We start from the raw sequence: 20,387 nt of genomic DNA, 5'->3' as shown, positions 1-20,387 counted from the left end.
ATTAACATTTTGGTGTAGGTTCTCCCGAATATCCTTCAAAATTTCACGAGCCTGATCCGTTTTCCGCTTAGTGAACGAAACTATACTATCGGCTCTAAATGTCATCGAACCATCAGGATCGATTTTTAGATCTGTTCCTGGTGTTGGATAGACCTTCACTTTATCCTCTCCTTCTGAGGTCGTGTTTGTCGTTTCCTTAGTCTTGTCCACCTTACCGGCAGATGTTTCCGTAGACACCTTAACATCACTGGACACAGACACAGCATCCAATTGCTTGTTGATCTTAGTCGTCTTTCGGAATAGTCCGCACCCTGAGAAGAGGATGCAGACAGTAGTTATTAAAAATAATCTCATATTTATTGCATTTTGTTTGATAGATCCGTTAGTTTCCCGGCTAAGCTATCTAGTTTCGGCACAAGTTCTTCAAGAGGTTTAGCGATGTTCGCCTTTACCTCAACCCTTGGCCTAGCATCTGAATAGGTAGCGCTAATCATTAGTATTAAAATGAACCATTTCATTTGACACCTCCTTTTTTATCTTTTTGCTGCTGGGCCACGCTGTCAACCTTAACTGCAGCACTATCCACCTTAGTTGCTGCTTGGTTTACTTTTTCAACAGCTGGCTCTACTCTATTTTTGACTTCCTCAAGCATTTGTTTGTATAACCGATCCTGTATTTCGATCATTTTGTCATTCTGCTTTTGATCCCTTTCTCTGGAATCTTTATTGACATCAATAATTAAGTAAAATACGGCCCAAAATACTGATACCACAATAAACAAAGCATACGTCACCGGATGCCGTACTATCTGCATAAATGTAGGCTGTTGCTGCTCTTTCTTTTCCTCTGCCATTATTTTAAATATTGATTAGATACCCATCCTTTTAACCCTCCTATCTCTACATTTGACCATGATCCGGAAACCGACAATACATTTGCACTGGTGCCTCTCGGCAAAACTTTCAATACGCCAAATTTGGTACCTGGACCTGACCTCAAATTCAGATCACTTGTAGTACTTTTCGTCACTATACCGAAAACTTCACGCCGAACTCGATCCATTGGAAATTTTGGCCCCGGATCATCTTTGCGCCCCGCAGGCGTTGCTACCTCCGAATGTGCAAGTATTTCCGTGATTGATGGATATGCAGCAACAAGAGCTTTACATACCTCAATGCATCGCTGGATCTGCAGTTCCGTCCACTCGCTTTGCGCATCCCTATTTTGCTGTTCGATACCGATGGCATACTTATTAAGTCCTGTAAGATCCCCCCAGCGGCTCGCGCCAACGTGCCAAGTGATCTGATTGAATTTAGCCATCTGAGTAACCTTTCCGGATTTGGAGATATGAAGATCACAGCTGACTCCTGAGCCTTTCTGAGTCAGCCAGTTTACTGCAGATGTCTCATTGGTTGCCCCGTCGTAATGCAGGACAATAAAACGGATATCTTTTTTACCTGCGCTCAAATTTTCTGTTGGACGGAACTCAACTTGAATCCCATCATTACTGTATAGTTGATTGTTTTTGACTAGCATGTTATTTTAAGAAATATATAGACTTTAAAAAGGCAGTTTCGTTATTAGCTTCTCTAATTGCTCCTAACGCATTCAAATGTGTTGAATCTTCATAGTACAATTCATGATTATATTTACTAAAACCCGAATTTCTATACCTATCTAAGCATGGTATATGATTCAATGCCGATGTTTCCTTAATAGCATCCACAACTTGGTATAATTTCAATCCAATAGCATTAGTGTAATCATCTACATCGATAGGCTCTTCTATTCCGGTTGTAGGATTTTTAAAATTAACATACCTAAAAAATGGAGTATTTGTATTAATATCGATTTGCGGAAACGCCGACGATATTTTATCGATGCTATAATTCAGAGCACCTACAATCGTATTATAGTTCATATTACTACGACTAATCTCACCGATAGGAATATTGGCCGTAAAATCATTTGTACCATAGGCCAATGTTAACTTTGTCAATTTTGAAAAGTCAGTATTGATATAATTATCTCTTGTTCTTTCTAGTTGTCTTTGTTTAGGTGCTGTAACAGTAGGTATGATAGCATTAATAGCATTTACCTGAGCCGTGAAATCACCTGAATGAATCGCATCAGCAATCCTATACAATGACAATTCGTTATACCTTGCATCTTCATGCACCGACATTCTTGACCCGCCAACACCGCAATTAAGAAACGGGATTCCAAGGTTTTTGCCGATCATTTCAGGAATATTAGTAAACTGATAAATAGAATCCCCTGCTCCTAATCCAATTTCCCCTGACGACGAAGCCGTTGTTAATTGTGAATACAGATATACAGTATCTAGCTCAACACCATTCAACAAGTCTTTTGTCGTATCTATACCTGGTCGAAGCTTAGTTGTGTCAATGACTATTTTAAATGACAATCCCGAACCTGAAAATTCTTTCGTTGTAACAATTAAAATTCCATTTTCGTCAGCGCCTATTGTTCCATTATAACTTGATACACTGATATTCCCATTACCTACACTACCTGATGCTGTGTTATATTTTGCCACCTGAACGATGGTAGTGGATACACTATCCAAATTGATGACTCTTATATAAGTAATAAAGAGACGTAACCATTTCCCACTTTCCTTTAGTTGAGCTTCTGTTGGGTTGCCGACTAACTGAACACTTTTAATGGCCCTTTGATCGAAACCTGCTTTGTTTATAGCTTTTAAGAATGGTTTGGTTTCTATTTTGGTGGCAGCTGCTGAAGCAATAACATCGACCTCCTTTAAAGTTTTTACAGCTTCACCTGTTGTATATCCGTGGTTAGCTTTTTTATATAAATCGTTTATGACCTTATTAAGGTCGACGTTTTTAAAGCCGTTGTAATATCCGCCTAAACTGGAAATTATAGCATCCATATCGGTGCTAGATGGTTCGTTTCCGGCTCCAAAAACGACAGTTAAATCTATTGCCATCACATTCTTGATAGCTATCTTCATGTCTAATTCAGCGCCAATACGAAGGCGAGAAGGTGCCGCTGCAAAATTCGCTGAAAATGACTGAAACAGATTTGTCGTATCAAAAGTCCGATATCCTCCGGAAGTTCCTCTACCCAAAAGTAACTTTGCACCGACGTCAGATTTTGCTTCCACTCGGATATAAACTATACCTGTACTGGGTAGTGATACAAGCTGCGATATTCTATTTCCGGAAACATCAATATTTCCTTTACCCGTAAATGTTAGAATGCCTGAGTTGACCGCTGCGTCTGTAATATTTGTGTCAACTGTCCAATTAGTAAGACCATTTGCAAAATCGCTATTAACTAGTAAATTAGTTAGGTCTTTATTCGTGCTTTTATAAACTAAATCGCCCGCCACTGCTCGATAATCGCCTTTTGCCACAAGACCTTCAGCTGGGTTAGATGGCAACGGCACACTACTCCCCAGACTCCAGGTGCCAGCTGTCCCATCCCACCAGTTAGTATTTTTAAAGCCAGCAGGCGCTTCCCAAGGTGTCCCAGTAGCGACAAGTGGATTACCTGTACCATTCACAAACCAGCCAGTAACATCTTCCATTTTCCTATTTTGCCCAGCAGGTCCGGGGGCTAAAATAGTCGGGGTTGCTGAGGACGCGCCGCCGGCAACTGCTTTGACTCCTTCGCCATTGATTACGATGACCTCATTAAGTTTCTCCTTAGGAATTTTCATGATGGGCTGTCCATCTTTCCCGACCATAAGGAAATCGAAGTCATCAGCCACATTTGCCCCTCCGGGCCACTCGATCGCTTTGTTTTCTTCTGCCATCTCTCTCTATTTTTAGTTGCTCATTGTTTTTATATTGCTGGACTGTACCCTCCAAATTCAATCCATTGAGACCCGCTATACCTGAATTTCCTTGAGTTATATCTAGGTATGTTAGTTTCAGCTACAGCTGTATTAAGTAGTGTATAAATTTGGCTGCCATTACCATTTACGGTTATCTCAAAAGCACTGTTATTTGTGTTACGGATTTCTACTACTCGACCAATCTCCAAATTCTCAACAGGCAAATAAATCTTCCCGGAGCCAGTCTTTGTTATTGCAAAATCATTTCCAGACATATAGTAATCACCTGTATCATTTACGACTTTAATAGGCTCGTATTTAGCTCCTAATAGTTTAATGGAACTAAACATTGCCCCATATCTACCCCAAGCACCTAAAAGCTGATCTAGCACATCCTGCGTAAGTTCTTGCCTTCGGATACCGAAAACACCAGCACGGACATCAGCCATGAATATTGGGCCTGTTGGTAAGTCTTCTGATGTTTCTCCAACTAAACTCGCTGAAAAATCAAGCCCGGTGGTAGCAGGAAGGAATGACATGCCGCTGTTCCTCGATAATACTCCCCAATCACTAAGTATTATTCCACTGGATTTACCAACTGGGGTTCCTCCGTCATTAATCACCTTTGATCGAAAACTTGTAGGTGTCAATTCAAATCCGCCGATTTCTCCGCTGATCGCCCGAACTGAGCCATCATTTAGCACATTGAATGGAGCCTTATGTTTATTGGTCTCATTATCTCCTGCCCAAAATCTAACAGACCGGTTAGGATCGTCTCCAATTACATTCCAGTTGTCATCATAAATTTTACCATCAGCCAATCCACTTATTCCGGCATTATTGTAACCGTCTACACCTACTGTCACCACCTGAGCAAACAGTCGATTAACATTGATCAGATAAGCAGTAATCACGTCTGTTTCAATCTGGCCCCCGCTGATAAGTGTGAATCCCTTTGTTGGATGAAACGACCGAGTGCCCTCGATTACCGTCGATAGGTAACCAAAATTGAAATGCCAATAGCCCGGCACGCCGTCGGTCGGGATCTGATCAGTGGATAACACCCACTCCCCAGTCAAAGCAGTCTTGCTACATTTGGCAGCCAAGTAATAGCCCTGTGTTGGAATAAGGCCCGATTGCGAGAATGCAGTCAAACTCCAAATATTACCCAAGCCTTCGATCTTGTACACCTTATGGATCAACCGTCCGGCTGTCATTTCGAAGCTGTTAGGATCACCCCCTGCATTTACCGTCATGGCCACATCGTCCAAATCATAATACATAGATTCAGTCCCGAACCAACCTGCTATTGCTTGCTGCATGGCGTTCTCCAAGTTGCCATCAGGATCAAATACCTTTGAACGGAATTCGGTCAATGCTTGGACATTCCGACGATCACGTTCCCACGACTGGCGGTTATATTGCGTAACAACCTCTTTTTGTTCCTTGATGTCGTTTTGCATCTTCTCAAGAAAGGTGTAGGTTACTTCATTACCGATTACAGCATCAAAGGACATCCCATTTTCGATAACATCGGGATAAACAGCGTCGTAGGAAATCTCAGTGATCCTTATTTCAGCATCTATTCCCTTATCAGAATCCACAAGACGTACAATATCACCAGCGTTCAGCTCAGTATTCCAGCGTCTCAATTGGATATAATCCACTTCAAGCTCATACACCACTCGCGGCACGCTATTGCTGTCCAAATACTCCTGACGTTTGGCAGTCAATTCAGCAGCGGCTGCGTCGATATATGACTGCGGCATACGAATACCTATCAGGGTATAAGTGTCGCCGACTTCCGCATGTACGCTTTCTGTGGGGAAAAGCATACCGTTGCCTTCATCGTTAGCCTTAAATCGGATGGTTTTCGTACCTGCATTGTATGAGGTTATCTCGAATTGATTACCTTCCAACAATCCTGACTTGAAAACTATGTATGCTGTTTCCCCGTCAATACGCTGGCCATTCAGGTCAAAGTCTATCGAGCTATCGGTAACCGTGAACAATTGTTTGTCGATCTGTGCAACGGCCGTTACGGTGCCGGTGCGATTTGGGTAGATTTCCTCGTCGATAAACTCACCCTCTCGAATGCCGTACAATGCTGTATTTTTTTCCACGTATCCAGGAATAGTGAAGTATCCAAATACACCCTCAGGGAGGTTCTTATCACCACCGCGAGCATATGCCCGGGTAACAATCTTTTTATCCTGCAAACTTTTCCGAGTTAGGCTGTACAGCCCTTTGCCTTTGCCGTACTCGAATGTTAACGAACGAGGGGTACCTACTGTTTTCTTCAACGAAATCACCTTGCCTTTTATCCCCCATTCGGCTTTCATTGCCTGAGCGACCATGGTAAGGCCGTCTAAGATGTACGTACTATCAAACTCTACGGTAACACGGCCAAGATCTTCAAATTCGCCTACGGACCAGCCGCTCGATTTGGAATTGGCACAATCAACAAATAAGTGCAGCCATTCTTCAGCGGTACCGGAAAAGGAGAACTTCCTTGAACCAAGATGATCCAAGAACAAATATGCCAATATATGCCGCGACCCCTCGAATACGAAATCGTAGGAAGAAACGAATCGACTCATCTTCTTGAAGTCTTCGACTTGGTTCAGTGTATACTCCTCGCCTTTGTATGTCAGAGTGTCACCAACCCTCAAGCCCAAAGCCGAAACATTCCCAATACTAAAAGAAAGCCCATGCTCCGCCATTACCTTATCGCTGAATTTTGCAGCATTCAAAGGCAGTTGCACTGTGTTTACTCCGTTTCTCTTTACTTGTACCAGCATTAGAATAGTTGTTTTTGTTGTTCGAACTGGATTGGTTGATCTGGATACGACAAGATCAAACCGTTGACATCGGCGAGGTAAAAGTCTACGCCCACTGGGGCGAAGTTGTTTTCCAAAACCAAAGTGAAATCGGTATACATATAGCCGCTTTTCTTTCGAGGATTGATCACATTCAAGTCCGGCGAACTGATGTATCTTAAGGAGAAGGACCTGCCCAGTGCGTCCACTCTGAGGTTGAATCCTTCCGGTTTAGCTAATATCTCAAGCAAAGCATCGCGTTGATTCTGAAGATCAGTGAGGCTGGTTGATTTCAAATAACAGCCAATGTTGTATTGGATGGACTGAAAGTAAGTTGGCGATGTTGTGTCATAGTCCTTCCCATGCTCGTCGGCCCAATCATGAAAAGCACGCTCTTTTGGAGTAGGCAGCTTAAGCAACTCACTCCAAGTTCCCCTTTGGAAGAATAACCCAAAGGCAGTACTAGCGACTTGATCTTCTAACTCGAAACTCATTTTTTAAACTCCCTCACTTTTGCGTTACCAAAAACTTCCTTAATCAACTGCCCTTCCTTAGTTTCCACTGTTACGAAGGCATTTTCAAGAGCAGTCAATTTTACTACACCACGTTTAGCATAGATCTGGCTAACGTCATATCCATTTACCTCCACATTTACCTGACCGCCCAGCACCAATACAAATCGTGGATTGATCACAGTGTGAACCCCATCAAAGTATATACCTTCGGATTCCAGCTCTTTCCGGTATTTCTGCAGCACTTTCAAAGTGAGGAAATCGGTGTCCATTGCGAACTCCACACCTTTTGGTGATTTAAGCGTACGTATCAGATCCGCCACTGATTGTGCTTCGGTCACCCTTTCCAATCCCCATCCACATCCCTTGTGCTTTTTAACCAGGTTATATATCTCTTCACTGTACATTAAAATCGTCCTCCTAAATTTTTATTGATAGATTGAAGTTCGCTGACTGCTGTATCCAATCGCTTGACAGTTTCGGCTGTATTCACCTGAATTGCATTCAATGCTGTCAGCTGGTCCATGGCCACCAAAAGCTGCTTGCTTATGGTGATCCCCTGTGATTTGCTTTCATCGAAGGCTTTCTTCTGCAACTCAAATGAAGCCCGATAAAGCCCTGTCAACTCACTTGCGGTAGATTCGGTTAGCTCCCTTTGAATCGATCCTTTCAGTCCGCCGCCGGAGGAGGTGCCGTCCTTACTCAATCCCAACTGTTTGTACGCCTCCTCCAATGTCTTGGTAAATTCTGTTCCAGCTCCGTCAATCTTATCTTTCCAAACGGAAAAGTTGAAACCGGTTAATGAGTTGTTGTTGGACTTCATGTAGTCGGCCAACTGATTCACCATATCATTCACAATTGGCTCGATCATTTTCAATTTCAGGGAGTTCACCAAAGCATTTTTGATGAACTTATCGAAGGTTTCATCCAATGAATCAACCGCACTTTCACCTGCTTCGAAGGCGGTAACCAAGGCGTCAGCCAGAGAAGCGGATAAATCTTTGAAAGTGGTTTGTACAAGGCTCTCAGTGATTGCTTTCTGAATATCCTCGATCTGTTTATTAATTGAATCGATTTCGTCATAATACCCCTTAACCTTTTCTTTGTCAGTCTTTTTCTTATCCTCTTCCGCACGAGCCATCTCCGCGAGGATGCGTTGCTGCTCCCTGAGGTTAGCGATTGCCTTATCACTGTCACTGTAATAGTTTTCACCAACACTATTGGAAATACGGCGCTGCAAAGTATCGTATGCTTTTCCTAGACCATCCAGCTGGTCACGGTAAGCATCAATCTGCTTTTGCAGCTTTTTGTCTTTGGTGTTGAAAAGGTCCAGAGCTGACGTAAGCGTTTTGATGGAACCGCTGATGATAGATATAGGATTCCCACTTGCTATACCAGCAGCCAGCTCGCCCATACCTCCAACAAGGTTGCCGATCTGATTTACTGTATTCTGTAGGCCGTCACCACCTATACCAAGCTGGGACAAGGAATCTCCGATCAATCCAACTATGTGCTGCGCCTTGGCAAGATCATCAGCCAAAGCTGTGAACATTTCGGATTGAGCCTGCTTCGCTTCAATGCTATCTTTGCCATATTTTTTTACAGTATCACGATAACGATCTAATGCACCGGTGGAAGCAACCCAAGATTTTGCTAGGTTGTTATTGGTTTTGGCGGTGCCAATTTCCCGCGACATCTCATCGTATTCCTGTTTGGTCAGCTTTCCAGCTTTATACTCGGCATCTACACGCTTCTGAATATCATCCAAAACGCTATCAGTAGCTTTTTTGCTCATGAACTGAAGAGTAGAGAAAGTTTTATCCCATTCGACTTTTTGGCGGAGACTAGCTGATACAATAGCGCTGGTTTCTTCCAACAGTCCCTTCTTCAATTGCGCTTTCCGTTCTTCGGTCGCATCATTCCCCAGGGCGATTAGGGCCTGTTGGTATTTTTTCTGAACTTCGATCAATTGTGCGTCGTAATCACTTGCTAATTTCAAAGCCTCAACAAACCGATTGTTCTCCCGTTCCCGCTCCTCTTTGTCCAGAGCATCCAGCAACTGGCGTAAAAATTTAGCACGTTCCTCTTGGGCCTGAGTTAATTTTACTGATGATCCAGTGAAACCTCCGAGGGCACTCGTTTTTTCAAGAGTAATCAAATCCATATACTCCTTTTGCAAGCGCTCCTTGTATCCCTTGAATGAAGTCAATTGCGCAGCATAACGCTTATCCGCCTCCTCCTTTGAGGTTCTTTCCGCATACGCATTATATTCGTCAAGAAGTTGCTTTTGAACTGTGAGAGACTCCGCAAGTTGCTTGGTTTCCTGTCTTGTTGTCGCTTCACTGACTTCGAAGTTTTCCGACCGTTGCAATCCACTCATATCCACGCGCAGGCCTTTATTTTTAGGATCAGCATAGAACTTGCGAACCTCCTCCCTGATTTTAGCATATTTATCCTTGACAGACGCTACCTCGGATTCATCTCGTGAAAGTTGGTTACGTGATGCCGCTTCATTGATCTTGTCGATTTCGAGTTGTAGAGCGCGTTGACGTTCGGTGGCTTGGCGGGATTTTTCGGCCACCCGTCCCGCAGATTTAGATGCTGCATTGTCTTTGCTAAGAGAATATTTATCGACGTTCTTTTGAGCATCAGCCAGCTTTTTAGAAAGGGAATTCCAAATATCAGAACCTTTTTGAGAGACTTCTAATGCATCTATTGCTTCCTGAGTATCACTAACGATCTTCTCCCAATATTCTTTGTTTTTCTTTACAACTTCTTCCTGGTTATTATTACCTGTTGTTTTTGAAGCCTCGCTAACAGTGAATTTTGCAAGGAATGCGGCATCTTCAGCCAATAAATTTCCACCTAAATCTTTGGTGCGCTGCATATTCGTCTTTAATTTATCAGTCAGAATAGCTATACGCTGAGTTCTATCTTCAATACCTTTTAATCGATCTGCTTCGGTTTGACCTAATCCAAATATTTTTGATATAAATGATGTGCCTTTTTGATTATTTAAACTGTTATTTTGAATACTAATTAATTGATCTCTTTGTCGCTTCAATTCTTGTCTTTCTTTACCTAAAGCATTCCTGGTAGATATATTCATATCTTTGACAAGCTGCTTTTGAGCATCATTGAACTGAGTTATTTTTGTTTTATTGATATCGATTATTTCTCCATATTTATTGAACTCTGTAATAGCAGAAGGAATAAGAGTCGCCACTTTTTGAATAATATCACGAAGTTCTGTATGCTCTTCTTTATTGAGATTAGTTTTAGATTTTAACTCGTCATATCTCTTTAATAATGGTCTTACAGCGTCCTCAGTATATTTTGTCTGATTCTCCAATTTCAAATAACTATCCACTAGTTTATCTGATGCCAATGAATTGGTTGACATTCCATCTATTACATCAGCAATAAAACCAATTACAGCAACACTGGCTTTTCCGATACGTCCTTGTCCATTTTCAATTCCTAAAACTAAGTTATCCCAGGCTATTCCAATACGTTGGGTTTGATTCACCAGCTTTTCCGCTGCGGTTCCAAATTCTGCATCCATTGAACCAGTAGCATCTTTAACCTGATCCATAGCATCAGCTAACACAGCATACCCTTTGGAAGCTAATGACCCAATCACATCTCTATCTCTTTGTGCTGTGATACCAACCGCTGAAAGATTTTTATTGAAATCCTCAGCTGCAGTTCCGGTTCTATTCAAACCAGATATGAAATCCATTAATACACCTGATGCATCCTGTCTGAATCTAGCAGATAATTCTGCTTGAGTTCCACCTACAAGTTTTAATACAGTTGACAATCCTTTTCCAGTCCTTATAGCACCCTCTAGGGTTCCAAGAGTTCTACCTAAAGATGAACCAACTAACTCAGCCTCTACACCGACAGATTTGGTAGCTGTCGCATAGGCAAGTATTTCTTGGCGACCGAGCTTATAGATACCAGTCGATTGAGCAATCCTAGTTGCATTGGCTAGAATTTCAGACTCTGTAGCAGGAAAGTTATTGCCTAACTTTACTATCTCATCACCAAAATCTTTAATATTCTGAACACCACCATCAGTAAGTTGAAGAAGCCTTGCAATTTGAGATGCCCCTTCTTCGCCTGAAATATCAGATGCAGTTTCAAGTTTGGCCAAAGCTTCAGTAAATGCAAGGATATTTCCAGTTCCCTTAACGCCAAGTTGGCCGGCAACAGATGCGTATTCAAGCAACTTGTCAGTGGAGACCGTTTTAAGAGATCGAGAAAGCTGAATAATGGCATCGGAAAAAGACTGTAAAGCAGCGCCTGTAAGTCCGGTAGTTTTACTTACATTGAGTAAACCATCATTGAAATCTATAACAGTTTGTTTGTTCTTTTGGAAGAGAAGAAAAAATCCCGTTAAAATAGAAATGGCTATTCCAATTGGGGAAATAAGAAACTTGCCTATAGCAGTCCCAAACTCGATTAGGGTTCCTCCAAGTTCAGCAAAAGCACTACCCCCTCCCTCAGCAAGCTCTTTAATTGAAGTACCAAGTAAATTTAAAGACGCATCAATGCTTGCGTAAATTGGAGATATATTACTGAATGCTTGACCATAATCACCAACATTACGTTGATGCAACCCCAATGTGGCATCGATTTTCTTTATCCCTCTATCAAGGATTTGGGTTTCTTTTACTAAATCTTTCGATTTATTCTCTAATGTTTCATATGCCGCACTTGTTTCTAGACCTTGTCGTTCGAGCTTAAACATTTCAGCTAAAACATCTTTAGCCTCTTTACGTACAGCGTTTAGAGCCTTATTTAATTGATAGTATTCACTATTCTCCTTTTCAAGTTCTTTACGCCTTTTTTCAGCAGCTTTCCGTTGTTTTTCAGCTTCACGTTCGGCGTCCTTACGGGCTTTCTCGGCTTCCTTTACCGCTTTTGTTGCTTCTCGTTCCGCTGCAGTTGCTTTACGGCGTTCCTCTGCTTGTTCCTTTAACTCCTTGTTATACGCTTGAAGTTCGATCTGCCCTTGCTTATATTGTATATTAAGCTCCTTCTCAGTCTGTGTAAGTGATTCAGTTGCCGCCTTCTTTTCTGCCAAAACAGTCTTCGCATCTTGCTCTAACTGCTTCAATATATTCAGTTCAGAAATTTCTTTGGAACGCTCCTCCCTAAGGCGACGCAATGACTCAATATTTTCAAGCTGGGCCTGCTTGAGTTTCTTTTGCTCATCGGTCAATTGGCGAACAGCAGTAGTTGATTTTTTAACGTCAGCCGATCCGTCTAGCCCACTGGCAGATACACCACTCCCCTTCAACAATTCGCTTATTTTGCGCTTTGCTTCATCGTCATCAACTACTACTTTGTATCTTAAGTCCGCCATTAAGCAAACTTAACAAAAACGTTATGTAGTGTTAAGCTACAACCCTTACCGTTGATAGCAACAGTAAGGTGATATTAGTCAGAATTCAGTCCGTTGAAAAGGTCGAACATATCAACAGGCTCGCCCTCAGCGGGACCGGTACCAATATTATCATCGCCAACTGGCGGCAACACAAGGCTGTAGAGCAGCAAATTTTGGTAACTGACTTTGTTCTTTAACTCTTCCTCAGTCATCCAGCCTTTGAATGCGATTGCTGTATTAGCGACTATTGACCAAGGGGTTCCCTGTCCTGGGTAAGATTTAGAACCAGGCTTCTTGCTAAAGTTAAAGATCCGAAAAAAGGCTCAAGGTCTAACCTCCCGTAGACCAACTTTAGCATTTCGTGAATCTGTCCGTTTGTAAATTGGTAAAGGATTGCTTTAGAAAGCTCCTCATATGGCTTGGTAGTATCATTTTGAATTCCCATAGCTATTGCATCGGTCAAAGCCTTGGTATTGTTTCCTAGTAGGGTTAGAATTTGATCAGATGACGGCAATCCTTCTATATCCTTCGCTCCCATCATTTCCATGAGCCTTAAAGCAATATCTCGGGAAACACCGGAGGAAATACCACGTAGCTGTAGCTTGATAGTACGTTTGCGACGGAATAGTTTACCTAGGAAATCGGTTCTAGGAAGTGCAACTTCTCCCAATTCGTCTGGGTGATCGTTAAATGTTTTCACAATAAGGCGTTGAACCTCAAGTGGAGTCAATTCTTGTTCTTGCATTTTGGAAAGGTAAATGGCAAAACGCCGTTAAAAAAATAACCCCTACTCGCCAACCTTTTCCACAAGAGTGGTTTTCGGGGTAAAGATCGTGTACTGTAGTTACGCAACTGCTACTTTTTCGTAGTACCATGGCGCCAAAGCATCACCATCTGCATCAGTTACAGCCTGTGCTTCAGCGGTAAAACCTAGTGCCAAGAAATCTGCTCCATCTTTCGTTAGAGCATTCTCCATACGAGCAATCACTGATCCATTTAAGATCACGAAAACCATCTTAAACCCAAGACGTGGCTTGCTTGTCAATCTAACTGCGAGATTGACTTCTGCAGTAGCATCAATAGGTGCCTCGAACTTAGTTGTTGCCGACGATGCGGCATCACCTTTGAACAAAAGGTCTGCGATCTTGGGATCCAGGCTAAGAGATTTACCTGTTAGGCTGGCTCCGTCTCCTTCTTCACCGATTACCGCCCAAATACCAGATTTGTCCTCAACCTTTACTTTTGTCAATGTTTTTTCAGGAATAGTGATGGATACCGAACCCATTTCGATATCGGTAAACTTTACCCATCCTGTTGTAGGTAACGTTCCGTCCGCACTCACCGGCGCAAACTCAATGCTTTCAACTCCTTTTACTGGAAACATAATTATTCTTTGTTAGAGATCAACGAGAAGCATTTTGCCCTACTGCTCGCCGATAGTTAATATTCTATTTTTTACTAGCTCGTGATATCTGTCCTAAGGAAATTGTAATATACCTGGATATTGTAAAGCCAATCTGTTCCGAACCCTTCCAGCTCCCCCGGATTACGCAGGTATAGAGAAAAGTCGTAGCCATGGTAATCATCAACTGCCGCGACAATAGCATCTCCGATAGTCCGCATCCGACTGACATCGGGTTGAGTATTGTCTTTAGCGGTAGGATTTTCAGCAGTTTGATTTTTCAGGTTAGGTACGTGAACATTGATGTTGAAAATACCGCCTTGCTTTTGTTCAGCATCGTATATCAACGAGTTGGTGACGATGTCCTCTTTGGTTGATCCTAAACGGCGCTGAGCTGTCCGAAGTTCACCTGTAATCATCGAGGGAATACCAGCGGCAATAAGAACGCCTTGAATATCATTCATTGCATCGAACACACTCTTTATCGTCTTCCTCATACACTAATCCGATTAAATGCTTCTTCCAATGATTTCTCAACCTCCGTAGCCGCCATTGTAAGTACTGTCAAACCTTTTGCTTCAACCCAACTCGCGTACTCCATGCCTGCAACAATTGTGATGCCCCAACCTCTTGATTCCCGGAGCTCAGCAAACGCCTTCTCTCGTCCTTCTTTCAAACCCGGTGCTTTGTCAGTTCCGTATGGACTAAGTTCAAAGTCCTCATACAACACTTTACCATCACGATAAATAATGCCCCCAGTTGATGAGCGCAATTGCCCAGTTTGATCGTCATACCCCCCATCCATTCGCATCTTGGCACGTTGGATTTTCAGAGCTTCAGCAAGAACCATCTTAAACTGCTCGAGCGTCTGCCTGTCGAGTTCCTCGTACATCTCCTTTTGGACTTGTGCGATTTCCGCAGGGGTCATATCTAAAACCAACTTAAACATATTACCAAGAGTTATACATACGCTACACAATGAAGCTGGCCCCTATGGAAGATCGCAACCGTCTCCTGCCAACAAATAACCTCACCATTTCGGTCATACCCAGTAACCACCTCGTCAACCAATAACATCGGAGAATCAACTGGAAGAGCTATAGTAAACTTTACATCTACTTCCACACCATCTTTCACTTTCTTCAAACCTGCGCTACGGTTGTTGGGATAGAACCGGCAAGATAACTCGCTTCCGTCTTCCCTTACCAACTTATCTGGATACTGCTCGATCATACTTAGTGAGTATTTGAAAGATCAACGAATCCTGAATCACTAGGCTGATCATCAATACCCCATTTCCACAACAACCTGCGGCGTAATGCTTCCAAAGCTGTAGCATCCTGCTGGGTAAGCTGATAATCCAATTCCTTGACAGATTTTGGCTGTGTTAAAAGGAAGTCAATCAACCCAACGCGGGAAAGGTCCAATGCTTTAGTCTGATCTTGATTTTGTGGCGCTCGTTCCGCTACAGGATCCAACCCATTTTCCACCAACACCATATCAACCGTTGCATCAGGGAACTTGTACCCCATCGACGACACTAAGACTTCCTTTACACTTGCCATAATACTATACCTTCTTTACCAATCCACGTTCAACGCACAAATCCAACCGATCCTGAGAGAAATGCGATACATCATCGCCTTCTTCCCATTTTTTGCTGAAATTATCTTTATCAGCAAATGGAGAAATGACGGTGTACTTTTTCTTTCCTGATTTGGCAGCATCCTTCTCTGCCTTAGCTTTTGCGGCTGCAGCATCCTTCTGCGCACGCTCGTCTGCTTTGGCTTTTGCATCTTCTGGAATCTCTACCTCATCACCAACTTTTACCCCCCGTTTCTCAAGGTCAGGATTGTGTTTGATATCAGATTCAGTGACGATATGCTTTACTAACTTCGGTCCACCTTGTGGGGAAGTTGAAGGAGCACCTGATTGTGCTCCTGTTTTATTTTCTTGATCTGCCATTATGCTTGTACAGTTTTAGTGTCCAACAAATAGATTTCGTCAATTGCCGTAATTACCGGAACAACACGGGCTTGAGCACGTGTTACCTCTTTCAATGAAGGAGTGGTTACACGGAATTTACTTACGAGAATGTACTCATTAGCCTTTTGGTACTCAACCCCTGCTTGTTTGTGGTTTTCTTCGGCTAGTTTTGCATAGACTAATTCGCCTACTTTTGTACTTGTCAGAAACACTAATGCGCCTTCTGCGTACGGTTTAATGGATGACCGTTTACCATCTCGTTCAACCTTTATACTTCGGTCTACTTTTAGAAAGGTAAATCCAAAACGCTTTTTCATAAGCGCATTGACCTGATCTTCGTCAAGCGGCGGAACTAACGATAAATCAGTAACGATTGTATTGTTTCCGGCCATGAAGAATGAACGAGCCTGATCACTATCTGCAATTTGGTTAAGAGTTTCGCTATCAATCATTACTGTAGTGATTGTATTTCCATCTTTTTTTGCCTTATCAATGACTCTTTTGATGTCAGTCAAAGGTTTTGCAGTAGCTGGATTATCCCATAAAACTGTAACTCCAAATTTGTGGTCGGTCTTGTATTTGTAATCACAACGCACCCCTACACCAACATTTTCAGGGTCATCTACCACTGTTAAACCAGTAGATATTCCTTGTAAGAAAATTGCTTCGTTACGTTCGTAAATACCGCCAATTGCCCTTGGAGTATCTGCAAATAATTTAGCGATCACCTGACCGTTTGTTGCACCATTGGCAATTAGCGTATCCAACTGCGTAAGCTCTGTTTCATTTAGAGCTAGTTCAATACCCTGCTTAGGAATATCACCTGAGGCTTGCGCCATTGAGTCCCTAGTTTTAAGTGGCAAACTTGAATCCATAGCCACAACATCGGCCGCCACTAGGCTAAAAGAAGCGCTTAAATTTTCCCATTTACCAGTGACAGAAAATACTGGTTTTAGCATCGACGTATGAAGATAGACCAAAGGGTTCTTTGTATCGTTCAACGTTTCGACAGTACGTACAATAATCCCAGGGAAGAATTTTTGTACCCATTGAATAAATAGTGATTTTTCCATTAGTCTGCTCTAAAATCAATTAAAGGCTTTAATGCTTCCTTTGCTTCCGTAGTTGGCTCAATGTAGCATGCCTTATGGTTTACCGTTCCCCTCACTAATAATCCAGCAGCGGGTTTTGCTGTTAAGATCGAATTGATCAAAATATGCGCATACTCATAACCTGCCGGCAACGCCTCATAGGCGGTTGCATCAGCATTCACAGGCATGGGCTTATAAATATTTCCTGTCGCTGTATCTTTGATGATAACATGCCCAGCATAAATGACCTTAGGCGCATAACCTGTCACATCTAGGGCACGTCCACCACGAACAGATTGGAAATTGTCAACGATAATCACGGTGTCCCGCGAGGTATCGATGATTTGTTCGTCGTTGTTTAAATTTACTGTTGTTCCCATTTGATTATCCTATAATCCAATTTCATTCATTACCGAGTCTAACTCTTCCTTAGTTGCCTCGGCTACCTTCCCATCCTTACCGATCCCTTTAAACGGCGCATCATTACCCAATTTACTTTCAGCAGTAGTTTGCACATGAGATGCGTAATCAGCTTCAACATCAGCAAGGTATTCCTCGAAGGCTGCGTCATCAGCAAATGACATACGACCGAAATCCCTTACAACCTTTGCACTATATGCCTCGTCTGCATCTTTGAGCTTGGCCTGAATGAGTGACTTCCGGTCGTTGACTACTTTTTGCCCTTCAAGAGCAGCAAGTTTTTCTGTCACCGCTCTGTTTCCTTCAATAATAGCTTTAGCCCATGCCGGCACATCCTCAGTCCCCGAACCTGCTCCTGCTCCGGCCGCTTCACCAGCACCACCTTCTACTTTCTCTTCAGATTTGCCAGCGCCTTTTTTAAGCTTCTCAAGTTCAGAATTAAGGCTTCGTTGCCTATCATCTTCTTTTGCTATGTCAGAGAATGGAAGTAGGTCATTGAGTACGGAAAGCTTTTCCTTCACCTGATCCTCATTTTCAACTTTTCCATCCAAACGTTTTGCCAACTCATCTACACGAGCTGCTGAAAGTTGCACGCCTCCAAAATCTGATTGAAGTAGTGCTCTAATTGCTTTTTTGATATCCATTTGTTCTTGTTTTTACCAGTGTCTACCCGCCTTGAATGGCCGTTCTAAACAGTTAGAACCCGATATAACAAAGTTACCCCGCAGGGTTGGTGGAGGGAAATAGTTGTCCTTACCGTTGGGGGCAACAGTAAGGTCGTAAATCAATATTTTTGCTATCTTTGGTTTGTATGAAGAAGTATTTGTTATTGCTGATCAGTTTATTGGTATATGGTGCATTGTCTGCTCAACGGTTGGACAGCGCTCAGGTCGTTGAAAAGGCCAAAGTTTATTTCAAAGACGTGTTCGTTGAAAAGCACTTCAAAGATCCTTATAGTTACGAGTTGCTTAAAGTGATCGCCGAGCCATATACTGCAAAGGATAAAGCAAAACTGGAGCTATCTGCCGCCGAGGCGCTTGATTTAGGAGGTGATCCTATTGGTGCGTATCGCGATCTTACCCTTGATTACAAAACGAAGTTGGATAAATTGAAAGGTAAGGATGGGAAGGTTTCCAAGAAGAACCAGGCTGAATATGATCGAGTTGAAAAATACTATCTACAGGCGCTGGCGGACTATGAAGTAGCTGTGAAAAGCGAGACGGGTAAGGCATCGAGATTGGATTCCCTACGATCCATAATAGATAGTCAGGACGCAAAAACCATCCGTATTAATGAATACCGGATCGAAATCCATTGTTATGCTGCAAACAGCCTAGGCAATAAGGTTCTCGGTAAATATGCTTTCTTTATAGATGTGTTTGGTAAACCGGTATCAGAACCGACTAAGATAAATTAAGCCCTCATGAGAGGGCTTTTTTATTTCAGTAGTTCGCCAGTTGATTTTTTGAATCTGTACTCTAATTTCTTTGATATTAACTTAATTGTCAAATTGTCTTTATCGTCCAAAATATCAATATCTTTGTCACTTAAATTACCATAATCTTTTATTATGTTCTGCCAAAGCGGCTCCTGGGATCCCTTATTAATATTTATAGGAAAACACTTAATTACAATATCCTTATTCTCGTTATACAAAACGATAAATTTGTTGTCTTCGAAATAATATGATGCTATACTCTTAGATAGGATTGCTTCATTTATCGGACTTTCTAAAAGCTTAGCTCCAGTATTCCTTTCAAAACTTAAAATCCTATTTCCATTATAGCAGTAAAATGTTTGGAACGTCAAGTTCATATTAGAAACAAACTTATATTCCAAATTTGAAACATCAATTCCAACATTGATCAACTTCCCGTTGTTTGGATATACAATAGAATAAAGTACCGGAATTGGGCTGCCTGTTGGGCCACTTGAATTTAATTTCTCCCAAAACATTAAAGAAGCAATATCACTTGGTTTTGTTCTATTGTCAACTGTAAAACCTAGTTGACCAAACTTGTCGATGAATTTAGAATCAATTTTAAATTTAGTTGTAGAAAATAGTTTACCTGACGCATCAATATATACTACTAAAACATCAGTTCCTCGTAAAGCTCCAATAGTTTTGTATTTCTGGTTCAGCGTACCTCCCTCTGCAAAATGCTGGTACCCCTTCAATTCAGGAATTAATGAAACATATTTGTCTCGAATATTTGTGCCAGTCTTAACTTCTTGAATCTGCTTTTCATCACCCGGCCCATCACTTTTACTACAGCCGGTAACAGCCAAGGATGCAGCTAATATAAATGGAAAAAATCTTTTCATAATGTGTGTATGTTAACACAAACTTAAGGAAAATTAAATTTGTTTAAAAATTCCATTTAACCTGACTACCTTTTAAAACACTTATTCATTATATTTGACTTTAACCTATTAAAAAAAGGAAATTTTAGGAACATTATGACTCAATATGAATGTATTACAACTGTTCTAGCAACAGGAACACTTTTAACCGGTATAGGGACTATTGCTTTAGCTATAATTACAAATCAAAATAATAAGAAGATAGCGGAGCGCCAGCGTCAGACCGACATAAACATAGCGAAAAGACAAGGGGTCATTGATTTGCATAACGCGTGGGCGGTTGTAAACGACATTAACCCCGCAACTTGTATTGTACCTGATGTGATTAAAGCAATAAACGCTTTAAGTTTAACAGCATCACTTTGGATACATGATGTTATAGAGAGAGATTTGCTTTATCAATCATATTGGCAAGCATATAAAGATCTATATGATAAATTAATAGGCATGAATGAAGTGCCAATAGGATTAAACTATACGCCAAGAAGTAAGATATCGCCCGATATAAAGAAAGCATATCACGAAATGAGCCAGAAAGAAATATCAAGTATTAACTCAACAAATATTTAATT

22 protein-coding genes are annotated in these 20,387 nt (G+C 41.8%); 2 read left to right on the top strand and 20 right to left on the bottom strand.

Annotated features, from left to right (window positions below):
- From K7A41_RS23615 to K7A41_RS23525, 19 genes are all read right to left on the bottom strand, one after another.
- A partial coding sequence (locus tag K7A41_RS23615) for a hypothetical protein (protein WP_265715833.1) occupies nt 1-354 on the bottom strand: 354 nt, incomplete at its 3' end.
- A 160-nt stretch (nt 355-514) separates the two neighbouring features.
- A complete protein-coding gene (locus K7A41_RS23610) occupies nt 515-853 on the bottom strand; it encodes a hypothetical protein (RefSeq protein ID WP_265715832.1) in 339 nt (112 codons plus the stop codon).
- Nucleotides 853-1,536, bottom strand: coding sequence for an N-acetylmuramoyl-L-alanine amidase (locus K7A41_RS23605; RefSeq protein ID WP_265715831.1), 684 nt, complete (start codon nt 1,534-1,536; stop codon nt 853-855). Before K7A41_RS23605 ends, K7A41_RS23610 begins: the two co-directional genes overlap by 1 nt.
- 1 nt (nt 1,537) lies before the next feature.
- Nucleotides 1,538-3,805, bottom strand: a complete 2,268-nt coding sequence (locus K7A41_RS23600) for a hypothetical protein (RefSeq protein WP_265715830.1) — start codon at nt 3,803-3,805, stop codon at nt 1,538-1,540.
- 29 nt (nt 3,806-3,834) lie between these two features.
- Nucleotides 3,835-6,627 carry a hypothetical protein gene (locus K7A41_RS23595; protein WP_265715829.1) on the bottom strand — a complete coding sequence of 931 codons (2,793 nt, stop codon included), beginning with the start codon at nt 6,625-6,627 and terminating at the stop codon, nt 3,835-3,837.
- Nucleotides 6,627-7,139 (bottom strand): hypothetical protein, encoded by a 513-nt coding sequence (locus K7A41_RS23590; protein WP_265715828.1) that lies wholly within the window; start codon nt 7,137-7,139, stop codon nt 6,627-6,629. Before K7A41_RS23590 ends, K7A41_RS23595 begins: the two co-directional genes overlap by 1 nt.
- Nucleotides 7,136-7,564, bottom strand: coding sequence for a hypothetical protein (locus K7A41_RS23585; RefSeq protein WP_265715827.1), 429 nt, complete (start codon nt 7,562-7,564; stop codon nt 7,136-7,138). The genes K7A41_RS23590 and K7A41_RS23585 overlap by 4 nt, the downstream gene beginning before the upstream one ends.
- Complete coding sequence (locus K7A41_RS23580) at nt 7,564-12,531, bottom strand: phage tail tape measure protein (RefSeq protein ID WP_265715826.1); 4,968 nt, start codon at nt 12,529-12,531, stop codon at nt 7,564-7,566. Before K7A41_RS23580 ends, K7A41_RS23585 begins: the two co-directional genes overlap by 1 nt.
- A gap of 74 nt (nt 12,532-12,605) precedes the next feature.
- The gene (locus K7A41_RS23575) at nt 12,606-12,764 is read right to left on the bottom strand and encodes a hypothetical protein (RefSeq protein ID WP_265715825.1); all 159 of its coding nucleotides are present in this window, start codon (nt 12,762-12,764) and stop codon (nt 12,606-12,608) included.
- A 32-nt stretch (nt 12,765-12,796) separates the two neighbouring features.
- Nucleotides 12,797-13,297, bottom strand: a complete 501-nt coding sequence (locus K7A41_RS23570) for a hypothetical protein (protein ID WP_265715824.1) — start codon at nt 13,295-13,297, stop codon at nt 12,797-12,799.
- 99 nt (nt 13,298-13,396) lie between these two features.
- Complete coding sequence (locus tag K7A41_RS23565) at nt 13,397-13,936, bottom strand: hypothetical protein (RefSeq protein ID WP_265715823.1); 540 nt, start codon at nt 13,934-13,936, stop codon at nt 13,397-13,399.
- A gap of 74 nt (nt 13,937-14,010) precedes the next feature.
- The gene (locus tag K7A41_RS23560; RefSeq protein ID WP_265715822.1) at nt 14,011-14,451 is read right to left on the bottom strand and encodes a hypothetical protein; all 441 of its coding nucleotides are present in this window, start codon (nt 14,449-14,451) and stop codon (nt 14,011-14,013) included.
- Entirely contained in the window at nt 14,448-14,882 is a 435-nt protein-coding gene (locus tag K7A41_RS23555; RefSeq protein ID WP_265715821.1) for a hypothetical protein, read from the bottom strand. The genes K7A41_RS23560 and K7A41_RS23555 overlap by 4 nt, the downstream gene beginning before the upstream one ends.
- A 32-nt stretch (nt 14,883-14,914) precedes the next feature.
- A complete protein-coding gene (locus tag K7A41_RS23550) occupies nt 14,915-15,187 on the bottom strand; it encodes a hypothetical protein (RefSeq protein ID WP_265715820.1) in 273 nt (90 codons plus the stop codon).
- 2 nt (nt 15,188-15,189) lie between these two features.
- Nucleotides 15,190-15,519, bottom strand: coding sequence for a DUF6706 family protein (locus K7A41_RS23545; protein WP_265715819.1), 330 nt, complete (start codon nt 15,517-15,519; stop codon nt 15,190-15,192).
- Nucleotides 15,520-15,523: 4 nt separating this feature from the next.
- Complete coding sequence (locus K7A41_RS23540) at nt 15,524-15,919, bottom strand: hypothetical protein (RefSeq protein ID WP_265715818.1); 396 nt, start codon at nt 15,917-15,919, stop codon at nt 15,524-15,526.
- On the bottom strand, nt 15,919-17,013 hold the full coding sequence (locus K7A41_RS23535; RefSeq protein WP_265715817.1) for a hypothetical protein: 1,095 nt from the start codon (nt 17,011-17,013) through the stop codon (nt 15,919-15,921). Before K7A41_RS23535 ends, K7A41_RS23540 begins: the two co-directional genes overlap by 1 nt.
- Nucleotides 17,013-17,411, bottom strand: coding sequence for a hypothetical protein (locus K7A41_RS23530; RefSeq protein WP_265715816.1), 399 nt, complete (start codon nt 17,409-17,411; stop codon nt 17,013-17,015). The genes K7A41_RS23535 and K7A41_RS23530 overlap by 1 nt, the downstream gene beginning before the upstream one ends.
- Before the next feature lie 9 nt (nt 17,412-17,420).
- Entirely contained in the window at nt 17,421-18,095 is a 675-nt protein-coding gene (locus K7A41_RS23525) for a hypothetical protein (protein ID WP_265715815.1), read from the bottom strand.
- A gap of 167 nt (nt 18,096-18,262) precedes the next feature.
- Here K7A41_RS23525 and K7A41_RS23520 point away from each other — a divergent pair, with 167 nt between their 5' ends.
- Nucleotides 18,263-18,868, top strand: coding sequence for a hypothetical protein (locus K7A41_RS23520; RefSeq protein WP_265715814.1), 606 nt, complete (start codon nt 18,263-18,265; stop codon nt 18,866-18,868).
- A gap of 20 nt (nt 18,869-18,888) precedes the next feature.
- Here K7A41_RS23520 and K7A41_RS23515 read toward each other — a convergent pair whose 3' ends face one another.
- Nucleotides 18,889-19,776 carry a hypothetical protein gene (locus K7A41_RS23515; RefSeq protein WP_265715813.1) on the bottom strand — a complete coding sequence of 296 codons (888 nt, stop codon included), beginning with the start codon at nt 19,774-19,776 and terminating at the stop codon, nt 18,889-18,891.
- Nucleotides 19,777-19,911: 135 nt separating this feature from the next.
- On the opposite strand from K7A41_RS23515, the gene K7A41_RS23510 reads away from it, so the two are divergent.
- Nucleotides 19,912-20,385 carry a hypothetical protein gene (locus K7A41_RS23510; protein ID WP_265715812.1) on the top strand — a complete coding sequence of 158 codons (474 nt, stop codon included), beginning with the start codon at nt 19,912-19,914 and terminating at the stop codon, nt 20,383-20,385.
- Nucleotides 20,386-20,387: the final 2 nt, after the last annotated feature.

It is taken from the genome of Sphingobacterium sp. InxBP1 (assembly GCF_026191775.1).
GTDB lineage: Bacteria > Bacteroidota > Bacteroidia > Sphingobacteriales > Sphingobacteriaceae > Sphingobacterium > Sphingobacterium thalpophilum.
Note: the sequence above shows the minus strand (reverse complement) of the source record. Positions and strands in the feature narration are given on the sequence as shown.

Bases quoted from the DNA above. Each gene is read 5' to 3' on its own strand.
- K7A41_RS23555 (WP_265715821.1), bottom strand. From the start codon at position 14,882: ATGACCCCTGCGGAAATCGCACAAGTCCAAAAGGAGATGTACGAGGAA.
- K7A41_RS23580 (WP_265715826.1), bottom strand. From the start codon at position 12,531: ATGGCGGACTTAAGATACAAAGTAGTAGTTGATGACGATGAAGCAAAG.
- K7A41_RS23565 (WP_265715823.1), bottom strand. From the start codon at position 13,936: ATGTTTCCAGTAAAAGGAGTTGAAAGCATTGAGTTTGCGCCGGTGAGT.
- K7A41_RS23530 (WP_265715816.1), bottom strand. From the start codon at position 17,411: ATGGGAACAACAGTAAATTTAAACAACGACGAACAAATCATCGATACC.
- K7A41_RS23605 (WP_265715831.1), bottom strand. From the start codon at position 1,536: ATGCTAGTCAAAAACAATCAACTATACAGTAATGATGGGATTCAAGTT.
- K7A41_RS23520 (WP_265715814.1), top strand. From the start codon at position 18,263: ATGAAGAAGTATTTGTTATTGCTGATCAGTTTATTGGTATATGGTGCA.
- K7A41_RS23515 (WP_265715813.1), bottom strand. From the start codon at position 19,776: ATGAAAAGATTTTTTCCATTTATATTAGCTGCATCCTTGGCTGTTACC.
- K7A41_RS23560 (WP_265715822.1), bottom strand. From the start codon at position 14,451: ATGAGGAAGACGATAAAGAGTGTGTTCGATGCAATGAATGATATTCAA.
- K7A41_RS23575 (WP_265715825.1), bottom strand. From the start codon at position 12,764: ATGACTGAGGAAGAGTTAAAGAACAAAGTCAGTTACCAAAATTTGCTG.
- K7A41_RS23585 (WP_265715827.1), bottom strand. From the start codon at position 7,564: ATGTACAGTGAAGAGATATATAACCTGGTTAAAAAGCACAAGGGATGT.
- K7A41_RS23535 (WP_265715817.1), bottom strand. From the start codon at position 17,013: ATGGAAAAATCACTATTTATTCAATGGGTACAAAAATTCTTCCCTGGG.
- K7A41_RS23600 (WP_265715830.1), bottom strand. From the start codon at position 3,805: ATGGCAGAAGAAAACAAAGCGATCGAGTGGCCCGGAGGGGCAAATGTG.
- K7A41_RS23570 (WP_265715824.1), bottom strand. From the start codon at position 13,297: ATGCAAGAACAAGAATTGACTCCACTTGAGGTTCAACGCCTTATTGTG.
- K7A41_RS23590 (WP_265715828.1), bottom strand. From the start codon at position 7,139: ATGAGTTTCGAGTTAGAAGATCAAGTCGCTAGTACTGCCTTTGGGTTA.
- K7A41_RS23550 (WP_265715820.1), bottom strand. From the start codon at position 15,187: ATGATCGAGCAGTATCCAGATAAGTTGGTAAGGGAAGACGGAAGCGAG.
- K7A41_RS23545 (WP_265715819.1), bottom strand. From the start codon at position 15,519: ATGGCAAGTGTAAAGGAAGTCTTAGTGTCGTCGATGGGGTACAAGTTC.
- K7A41_RS23525 (WP_265715815.1), bottom strand. From the start codon at position 18,095: ATGGATATCAAAAAAGCAATTAGAGCACTACTTCAATCAGATTTTGGA.
- K7A41_RS23595 (WP_265715829.1), bottom strand. From the start codon at position 6,627: ATGCTGGTACAAGTAAAGAGAAACGGAGTAAACACAGTGCAACTGCCT.
- K7A41_RS23540 (WP_265715818.1), bottom strand. From the start codon at position 15,919: ATGGCAGATCAAGAAAATAAAACAGGAGCACAATCAGGTGCTCCTTCA.
- K7A41_RS23610 (WP_265715832.1), bottom strand. From the start codon at position 853: ATGGCAGAGGAAAAGAAAGAGCAGCAACAGCCTACATTTATGCAGATA.
- K7A41_RS23510 (WP_265715812.1), top strand. From the start codon at position 19,912: ATGACTCAATATGAATGTATTACAACTGTTCTAGCAACAGGAACACTT.